This window comes from Parapedobacter lycopersici (genome assembly GCF_040395035.1).
Taxonomy (GTDB): domain Bacteria; phylum Bacteroidota; class Bacteroidia; order Sphingobacteriales; family Sphingobacteriaceae; genus Parapedobacter; species Parapedobacter lycopersici_A.
The window spans coordinates 60,643-70,360 of record NZ_JBEBRB010000008.1; the positions used below are offsets into that span (position 1 = coordinate 60,643).

The 9,718-nt window shown below is 48.2% G+C and carries 10 protein-coding genes; all 10 read left to right on the plus strand.

Annotated elements, in window-relative coordinates:
• Positions 1 to 7 precede the first annotated feature (7 nt).
• Positions 8 to 1,243: a quinol:cytochrome C oxidoreductase gene (locus ABWO75_RS03845; protein ID WP_353182741.1), complete on the plus strand. Its 1,236-nt coding sequence runs from the start codon at positions 8 to 10 to the stop codon at positions 1,241 to 1,243.
• A 67-nt stretch (positions 1,244 to 1,310) separates the two neighbouring features.
• Positions 1,311 to 2,621, plus strand: coding sequence for a cytochrome c oxidase subunit II (locus ABWO75_RS03850; protein WP_353182743.1), 1,311 nt, complete (start codon positions 1,311 to 1,313; stop codon positions 2,619 to 2,621).
• Between the two features lie 141 nt (positions 2,622 to 2,762).
• On the plus strand, positions 2,763 to 4,544 hold the full coding sequence (locus tag ABWO75_RS03855) for a cytochrome c oxidase subunit I (protein WP_257658333.1): 1,782 nt from the start codon (positions 2,763 to 2,765) through the stop codon (positions 4,542 to 4,544).
• Between the two features lie 73 nt (positions 4,545 to 4,617).
• Positions 4,618 to 5,661, plus strand: a complete 1,044-nt coding sequence (locus tag ABWO75_RS03860; RefSeq protein ID WP_353182745.1) for a COX15/CtaA family protein — start codon at positions 4,618 to 4,620, stop codon at positions 5,659 to 5,661.
• Positions 5,662 to 5,762: 101 nt separating this feature from the next.
• Entirely contained in the window at positions 5,763 to 6,665 is a 903-nt protein-coding gene (gene cyoE, locus ABWO75_RS03865; protein ID WP_353182759.1) for a heme o synthase, read from the plus strand.
• Positions 6,666 to 6,670: 5 nt separating this feature from the next.
• On the plus strand, positions 6,671 to 7,255 hold the full coding sequence (locus ABWO75_RS03870; RefSeq protein ID WP_353182747.1) for a cytochrome c oxidase subunit 3: 585 nt from the start codon (positions 6,671 to 6,673) through the stop codon (positions 7,253 to 7,255).
• 3 nt (positions 7,256 to 7,258) lie between these two features.
• A complete protein-coding gene (locus tag ABWO75_RS03875) occupies positions 7,259 to 7,987 on the plus strand; it encodes a cytochrome c oxidase subunit 3 (protein ID WP_353182749.1) in 729 nt (242 codons plus the stop codon).
• 21 nt (positions 7,988 to 8,008) lie between these two features.
• On the plus strand, positions 8,009 to 8,389 hold the full coding sequence (locus tag ABWO75_RS03880; RefSeq protein ID WP_353182751.1) for a cytochrome C oxidase subunit IV family protein: 381 nt from the start codon (positions 8,009 to 8,011) through the stop codon (positions 8,387 to 8,389).
• Positions 8,390 to 8,415: 26 nt separating this feature from the next.
• Positions 8,416 to 9,102, plus strand: coding sequence for an SCO family protein (locus tag ABWO75_RS03885; RefSeq protein WP_353182753.1), 687 nt, complete (start codon positions 8,416 to 8,418; stop codon positions 9,100 to 9,102).
• Positions 9,103 to 9,216: 114 nt separating this feature from the next.
• Positions 9,217 to 9,718: DUF420 domain-containing protein (locus tag ABWO75_RS03890; RefSeq protein ID WP_353182755.1), on the plus strand; the 502-nt coding region annotated here is incomplete at its 3' end.

Here is a 9,718-nt window from a genome sequence, read left to right on the forward strand (position 1 = left end):
ATATTAAATGGGAACTCACAGTCATCATCACGATTATAATTTTTCCGAACAGTTTGTGTTCACCGGAAGGGCAAAGACCCTGAGTTTGGTCGCCATCGTTGTGGGCGTAGTGGCCATTGCTTTTGGTCTGCTTTCCAGCGACCATATTATGGTGGAGCGTACGTACGCCAACTTGTTGCTGATGGGGTACTATTTTACCTGCGTATGTGCAGCGGGCGGATTCTTTTTAGCGGTGCAATATGTCACCCAATCCGGCTGGTCATCGGGCCTTATCCGTATTCCCCAGGCAATGGCAAGTGTTTTGCCGATTGCTGCACTGTTGCTGTTGGTCATTATCATTGGCGGATTATTTTCGCACAATTTGTATCATCATTGGTATGCCGAAGGGCTCACGGATCCGCAAAGTCCGAATTACGACGCGCTGGTAGCCGGAAAGGCTTCATTTTTGAACGCTCCCGGCTTTCTGATCCGCCAGGTTGTTTTCATGGGCTCTTATAGCATCTGCTCCTGGTTGTTGGCTAAGTACTCATACAATGAAGACCTCGACGGAAGCCTGCATTCGTATAAGAAGAGCTTTAAGCTTTCCGCGTTATTTCTGGTGATCTTTGGGTTCACCACACCGATCTGGTCATTTGATACTATTATGTCATTGGAAGCGCACTGGTTTTCGACCATGTTTGGCTGGTATAATTTCGCGGCCATGTGGGTAAGCGGACTGTGTGTGATTACGCTTATTATCATCCAGCTGAATAAAAGGGGCTACCTGTCGTGGGTAAATGAAAACCACCTGCATGACCTTGGAAAACTGATTTTTGGATTTTCCATCTTCTGGACATATGTATGGTTTGCCCAGTTTATGCTGATCTGGTATGCCAACATCCCTGAAGAAACTGTATATTTCTATAAACGCTGGGAACCGGAATACAAACCCTGGTTTTGGATTAATATATTGATTAACTTCGTGGCACCTGTATTAATACTGGTCAATCGCGACTTTGTCCGTAACCGGAACATGCTCGCTTTTGTATGTATCCTGCTGTTGGCCGGACACTGGCTTGATTATTACATTATGGTGATGCCCGGCACGGTGGAATCACACCGTGGATTCGGGTGGATCGAGATCGGTGCAGCGTTGGGTTTTGTGGGACTGTTTAGCTTCCTGGTACTCAATAAGCTGAGTAAACACGCCCTGGCACCCGCAAAACACCCCTTCTTGGAGGAAAGTTTACATCATCAAATATAAGTTGGTAGAATAAGAGACATTAGTATTATCGTTATTATTAGAAATGGGCTTTATAAAATATATCAATTTGAAGACGGTTTTTATACTGGCATTGAGCATCAGTATGGGGCTGTCAGGCAGGGCATTTTCTCAGGAAGCTGATACAGCTGCACGCGTTACCGATACGACTGCTTCCGCAAGCAGTGCCGGAGATGCAGCGCCTGCGGATACAGCGGCATTGGCCGACACGGCAGCGGTAGCGCCGGCGGCAAGCAAGGCAGCTGCTGCGCCTGCACCGGCAGCGGAACCCGAAAGTAAACTGGACATCGATCCGCAGGTATATACTAATTTCTTTTATTATACCCTGCTCTTCTTTTTGATCTGTGTGGTGGTCGCGGTAATCGGCCGGATACTGAAGGTATACGAACTTACCCGGAAAATGAATGGTTTGGATGCCGAGTATTACATGTATAATTTCCACGCCTATTTTTTCCTGGTTTCCCTGATCGCCGGACTGTACGGTGTGTATTGGTCTTATGCCCATCACGGCACGCAGGCCTGGCGGGCTGCGGCCACGGAACATGGTGCGCAGATCGATATCATGTTTTTGGTGACCACCGTAATCATTACCATTGTATTGGTGCTTACGCATATTGCCCTGTTCGGCTTTGCCTTCAAATACCGGGCTACGCCGACACGCAAAGCTTATTTTTATCCGCATAACAACACCATCGAGAAAATCTGGACCATTGTTCCTGCGGTGGTGCTGACGATCCTGGTGCTGTTCGGGTTCTTTACCTGGCGGAGCATTACGAACGTTTCCGAAGAGGACCAAAAGAATGCATTGCTTATTGAAGTGACGGGTGAACAGTTTGCCTGGACAGTCCGTTACCCGGGCCGCGATGGAAAAATCGGCGAACGTAACTATAAATTGACCAGCCCGTTGAACGGCCTTGGAATTGATTTTAACGATAAGAACAGCTGGGATGACCAACTGGGCTCGGAGATTGTGTTGCCGGTTAATAAGCCCGTGCGCGTCCAGATTACATCAAAGGATATTCTGCATAGTTTCTTTATTCCTGACTTCAGGGTACAGATGAACGCGGTACCGGGGATGAAGACTTATTTCCAGTTTACTCCTACCATTACCACGGAGGAAATGCGTGATAAATTGGGCGATTATAATTATGATTTCGTGATGCTGTGCGCCAAGATCTGTGGCGGCGGACACTATAACATGCAGAAGCGGGTACGGGTGGTAACAGAAGAAGAATATCAGGCATGGCTCAATGAGCAACCTTACTTTTTTACCGAAGAATTGAGGAAAGAATTTCAGGTATCGCAGCAAGCGGAATCAGAAAACGAACAGGACGCCAAGCTGCTGGCTACCGCAAACTAATGGATTGAGGATTAAAGTATTTAATAGTTAGATATGTCAAATATAACAAGCGCAGGCGCTCATAGTGTGGACCACCACGGTGACCATGGACATCACCATGAATCCTTTTGGACTAAATATGTATTTAGCCAAGATCACAAAATGATTGCGAAGCAATTCCTGATTACGGGTATTATCATGGCTGTTTTTGCAATGATATTATCCATATTATTCAGGCTTCAATTGGCTTGGCCGGATAAAGAGTTCCCTATTTTGGAGGTTTTCCTTGGAAAATGGGCAGAAGGCGGCCGGATTAATCCGGAATTCTTCCTGGCGTTGGTCACCATACACGGTACCATCATGGTATTCTTCGTGTTGACGGCTGGGTTGAGCGGTACATTTGCCAACCTCCTCATCCCGTATCAGCTGGGTGCGCGGGATATGGCGTCGCCGTTTATGAACATGCTTTCGTATTGGTTTTTCTTCACGGCATGTGTGGTCATGATTTCTTCGTTTTTTGTTGAAAGTGGCCCAGCAAGTGCAGGATGGACGGTTTATCCGCCGCTATCGGCAATTCCCAAGGCCATCAGCGGTTCCGGACTGGGTATGTCTTTGTGGCTGACCAGCATGGTGCTGTTTATCATTTCCCAGATTCTGGGTGGAACGAACTACATCAGTACGATATTGAATATGCGTACGAAAGGGATGAGTTTCTGGAAGATGCCTTTGACGATCTGGGCACTTTTCCTGACTGCAATTGTGGGGTTGTTCTCGTTCCCGGTACTGGTTGCTGCCGTTGTGCTGCTGATATTTGACCGGAGTGTGGGAACCAGCTTTTACCTTTCGGACCTTGTGGTCCAGGGACAGATTTTACCTTATGAAGGCGGTAGCCCCGTTCTCTTCCAGCACTTGTTCTGGTTCCTGGGGCACCCTGAGGTATATATCGTATTAATGCCGGCACTCGGCCTGACCTCCGAGGTGATTTCCACCAACTCGAGGAAGCCAATTTTCGGTTACCACGCGATGGTGTACTCCCTGATCGGTATCTCTACGTTATCGTTTATTGTTTGGGGACACCATATGTTCGTGACCGGGATGAACCCGTTCCTTGGCGGGGTGTTCATGATTACAACGCTGATTATTGCCGTGCCGTCTGCCGTTAAGGTATTTAACTACCTGGCTACGTTATGGCGGGGCAATATTCGTTTTACCCCGGCTATGTTGTTTGCCATCGGCATGGTATCTTTCTTTATCTCCGGTGGATTGACCGGACTTTATGTAGGTAACTCCGCATTGGACATCAACCTGCATGATACGTACTTCATTGTTGCCCACTTCCACTTGGTTATGGGATCGGCATCCATTTTCGGAATGCTGTGTGGGGTTTACCATTGGTACCCTAAACTATTCGGCCGGATGATGGATGAGAAGCTGGGCTATCTACACTTCTGGTTGACCTTCATCGGGGCGTATATGGTGTTCTTCCCCATGCACTTTATGGGAATAGACGGCGTGCCCCGGAGGTACTATGCATTTACGGAGTTTCCGTTTATGGAGAAATGGATTTCCGTGAACGTCTTTATTACCTGGTCGGCTATTATTGCCGGACTTGGCCAGGTCGCTTTCCTGTGGAACTTCTTCGGATCGATCCGGTTTGGTAAGCGGGCTACGCAGAACCCATGGGGTGCAAATACGCTGGAGTGGACGACACCGGTGGAACACATCCATGGCAACTGGCCTGGAGAGATTCCGACCGTTCATCGTTGGCCATATGATTACAGCAAGCCCGGCCACCACGAGGATTTCATTCCGCAGACGGTGCCTTTTTCGGAAACGATGAGTTCCAACCTGCCGCATGATTTTGAGGGAGACCAGGAAGCTGAGCGCATCCAACGGGAATGGGAATTGGCGAATAAGCCACAGACAGAGAAGGAAACGGAATAAATAGAAACCGCCCAACGAAGTCCAATGGGCGTCGGGCCCACGGGACTGCGCGGGGGTTGTTAGCGAGGAAATTATGCTGCCACCTGCCGAGAAGCGTTTTTTGCGCATCAACAAATTGACGATCATCTCGTTGTTTGTGCTGATTTTGGCGGGAGGGGTAGTACGTAGCACGGGCTCGGGCATGGGATGCCCCGACTGGCCGAAATGTTTCGACAGGCTGGTGCCGCCTACGGATGTGTCACAGTTGCCCGAGGGATATGAAGAAAAGTATATCGCCGGGAGAAAGGAAAAGAACGAGCGCTTTGCCAGTATGCTCGACAGGTTCGGGAACAGTACACTGGCAAATCGGATCAGGCACGATGAAAGCATTCTCGTGCACGAGGAGTTCAACGCAGCTAAAACCTGGACAGAGTATATCAATCGGCTGTCAGGTGCAATTACCGGGTTTTTGTTGCTGTTGTGCGCTTTTTTTTCCTTTACGTTCTTTAAAACGAAGAAACGCATTTTTATCTGGAGCGTGGTGAACGTGTTCGCCGTGGGTTACCAGGCTTGGCTGGGTTCCATTGTGGTTTCCACCAACCTAATGCCCTGGATTATTACCGTTCATATGCTGTTGGCGCTGGTGATTCTTGGAATTAGTATCTATACGTATTTCAAGGCCCGATCGTTGCGCGACAAGGACCTCCTGATGAATCACACATCAGCCGGAATAAAATGGCTGGCGGGCGTTTCGCTGGTGTTGATTGTGGTGCAGGTAGCTATCGGAACGGGCGTGCGTGAACAGATTGACCTGATATCGTCATCCAATACCGCTCGGAGTGAGTGGCTGGGGTTGCTGGGGAGTGAATTTGATATCCATCGAACATTGGCCATTGTAACCGCGATGGTAATCGTGTTCCTGTTCTTTGTCGTCCGCTCCAGATTTGCACCGAATACACCCCAAAGCAGGTTTACCAATATTTTATTGGGCCTGTTGGTGTTGCAGATCATCAGCGCGGTGATATTGGATCAGTTCAATGTACCGCCGTTTGCGCAGACGGCACATTTGGTGCTGGCCAGTCTGCTATTCGGTGCGCAGTATTATTTAATGCTTTTGCTGGGAAAAACAGCCCGGTGAGAAAAAATGGGAGTTGTAACATGTCGGATCATAAAATAGACAAGAAGCTTGGTGGGGAGGCCGTCGTTGGACGGCACGGCGGGGGAGCAGCGTTTGCCGAGGTGAAGCAGTTTGTGGCCGACCTTAAGCAGTTGGTTAAGATGCGGCTGACCATGACCGTAGTCTTTTCGGCATCGATTGCTTTTTTGATCGGAAGTAAGCAACAGGGCGACATCAATTGGATCAACTGGCTGATTTTGACAGCCGGCGGTTTTCTGGTAACCGGGTCGGCCAATGGTTTCAATGAAATTATCGAACGTGATCTGGACCGGTTGATGAAACGTACAGCCGACCGACCTATTCCGGCCGGCCGGATGACCACCGGGCAGGCATTGGTGTTAAGCTTACTGATGGGAATTGCCGGAACGTATACACTGGTCACCCTGAATTTTGTAGCGGGCCTGTTATCTGTATTTTCGATTTTGCTATATGCTTTTTTCTATACACCATTGAAACGTAAGTCGCCGATTGCCGTTTTTGTCGGTGCTTTCCCCGGCGCGTTACCGCCGTTGATTGGTTACTATGCTGCGTTCAGTCAGAATGACCTGGCCGCTTACAGCCAGTATAATGCCTCGGCAATTGTGATTATCCCGCTGGTGTTATTTATTATTCAGTTTGTATGGCAATTCCCGCATTTCTGGGCAATTGCCTGGGTACTTGATGAAGATTATAAGCGGGCTGGGTTCCGGCTGTTGCCTACAATGAAGAAGGACAGAGTGTCGGCTTTTATGGTGTTGTTTTCAACCCTACTGATGGTGCCGGTCAGTCTGCTGCCTTATTTCCTGGGATTTGGCGGTTACTTCGTATTGGCCGTTTCATTGATCGGCGCATTGGTGTTCAGCTGGTACGGTTTAAAATTGTTCCTGCATCGTGATGTGGCTTCCGCACGGAAGGTGATGTTTACCTCGTTCCTGTATTTGCCATTGATTCAGTTGATATTACTTTTTGATTTTACAGCCTTATGATCGCTATGGCGCAATATACGCAAGATAAAGAACAGCTTACCCAGCAAAAAGCCAAACGGTTTAACCTGTGGCTGGGCATGATCGGAATGTTCATGGTGTTTGCTGCGTTATCAAGTGGGTTTATCGTGTATACCCAAGGGGGGATAGACAAGGGGATAAAAACCATACTCCCGGATGCATTTATATACAGCACGGCATTGATTGTAGTGAGCAGTATAACGATGTACCTGGCGCAGAAGGCAGCGAAGGAAATGGCATTCGGCAGGCAAAAAGGCCTATTGGCAGCCACCATCGCATTGGGGATCGGCTTTTTTATGATGCAGGTGCATGCATGGGGAATATTGGCAGACCGGGGCATTGTTTTCGTAAACAGCAACGCTTCACAGTCTTTCATTTATATTTTCACGGGGATGCACCTGGCACACATTGTAGCCGGTATTTTGGTTCTGGTTCGGGCATTGATCGGACGGATCCGGAATATTCCCCAGGTTAGCAATGTCTTCCGGATGGGGCTTGCTTCCTTATTCTGGCACTTTTTGGGTATTTTGTGGATTTATATTTATGTTTTTTTACTTTTGAATCAAAATTAAGCAATGAGCACTACTGTATCGCAATTGGATAAAGTGAAAACCGGAAGGTGGAGCGGAGGAAGGTCGCCTTTCGACGTGGAGTATGGTAAAATCATGATGTGGTTTTTCCTGGTCTCAGACGCCTTCACTTTCTCCTCGTTCCTGGTTTATTATGGCACACAGCGGTTTGCCCACCTGACCTGGCCTGACCCGGATAAAGTGTTTCAATCGGTTCCGTTTATTGCGGACAGTGGTTACCCGCTGGTGTTTGTGGGGATTATGACCTTTATCCTGATCATGAGTTCGGTGACAATGGTACTGGCTGTGGAAGCAGGACACCGCAATGCCAAAAAGGAAGTGGTGGGCTGGATGATTGCCACCATTATTGGCGGGTTAATGTTCATTGGCTGCCAGGCGTTGGAATGGACACACTTGCATCATCAGGGTTTTTGGTGGGGCAGTATCCCTTATCAGGAGGGAGTTTCACCGGCAGAGACACTGGCGCCGTATTTCACAAACGGTATCTCGGAAGTTTCTGCACAGCAGTTTGCCAACCTGTTTTTTACGATCACCGGATTTCACGGGTTTCACGTTTCTGTGGGAATTCTCCTGAATATCATTGTATTGGGCATGACACTGGCGAATACGTTTGAGCGTCGTGGTACTTACCTGATGATTGAAAAAGTAGGCCTCTACTGGCACTTTGTCGACCTGGTATGGGTATTTGTATTTACATTCTTTTATTTGGTTTAATCGCATTAAAAATTAGCAACTATGGCTTCTAATCACCAGGATAATACGGCAGGACACGGAGATGTGGCGCATCACGAAGGGATGACCAAAGGAAAGATATGGCGGGTATTCTTCTACTTGCTGGCAATCACTGCACTGGAATTCTTTATCGCGTTGGTATTGGTACACGGCGGTATTATCGCCAAAGGACTGGCAGTTAATATTGTCTATATCGTATTAACACTGCTTAAGGCATATTACATTGTGGCTTATTTTATGCACCTGAAATTCGAAACATTTGGATTCATCATGTCAACGACCGTGGTACTTATCTTTGTCGTTTACCTGATCGTGTTAATGTTGACGGAAGGGGCATATATGAAATCCCATTTCAATCCGTTCTCCTTTTGGCCGAGCACGTAATGGAGGGAACCAGAAGAACCTTTGGTTTGAAAAAAATAGCAATCCTGGCAGGTATCTTACTACTGCCAGGATTTTTATATTATCTGCTGAAGCAGAAAGGTGAAAACCGGTATACGAAGTTGCCGATATATGGGGAGAAGATATTAACCGGTACGTTTACCAATCGTATGGGCGAAAAAATACCCGATACCCTGTTCCATCAGGTTTCACCTTTCACCCTCACCAACCAGCTCGGTAATGCTGTGCAGGTACTTGCTTCAGATACATGCCTGTCCGTCGTGAATTTCTTCTACACGCGGTGTCCTGCGGATTGTAACCATATGAATGATGAGCTGAACCGCGTGGCCGAGCGGTTTTCGGCAAACGGACTGGTCCGCTTCTACACACTTTCGGTTGACACGGCCTTTGATTCGCCCGATGTGTTACAGGCTTATGCGGCAAAATATGCACCGCAGACTAAAAAGTGGGATTTTCTTACCGCAGGTCAGGATGATGTATACCGCATAGCCCGCGAAGGATTTCTGGTAGATGCCGTTCAGGACACCACCCGGGGGGAGGCCTTGTTTCTCCATAGCCCATCCCTGATTCTGGTAGATACCCACCGGCGTATCCGCGGTTACTATGATGCAAATGAGCGGAAGGAGGTCGACCGGCTCGTCGATGAAATTAAACTGTTGCTGGTACAGGAAATTCGGGAGCGGAGCCCGCTTTAAGCCATCGGAAGGTCCGCTTGCACCCGACTTTCATCTTCTTGTCATTAAACTCCGTTCTTTTCCCTTTAGTCCCTGTTCTTGTTATCTTTGTGCTTAGCGAAGCGACTTCACCTCATGACACAGCAGACCCTAGAAAAGAAATACAATAAATGGATTGTCATTCTTTCCATTGTTATCCCCCTGGTAGTGGCGCTCTTATTCGGTGTCAACCTGCGGAAACTGGGATACGATGTCCAGCCTTTAACGTTTTTACCGCCCATTTACGCAACCATTAACGGCATTACTGCCGTACTGCTCGTATGCGCAGTGGTGGCAATCCGCAATGGCAAAAGGAAACTGCACGAGCGATTGGTTAAGATCTGTATCGGCTGTTCAGTCGCTTTTCTACTAATGTACGTGGCGTATCATATGACCGCTGAATCCACGGCTTATGGTGGTGAGGGCACGATCCGGTATGTGTATTTCTTCATTCTCGTTACTCATATTCTGCTGTCTATCGTTATCATACCGTTCGTGTTGGTGACTTTTGTGCGGGCGCTGAGCGGAAACTTTGAACGGCATCGGAAGCTGGCCAGGATCACCTTTCCGCTGTGGCTGTATGTGGCGGCAACAGGGG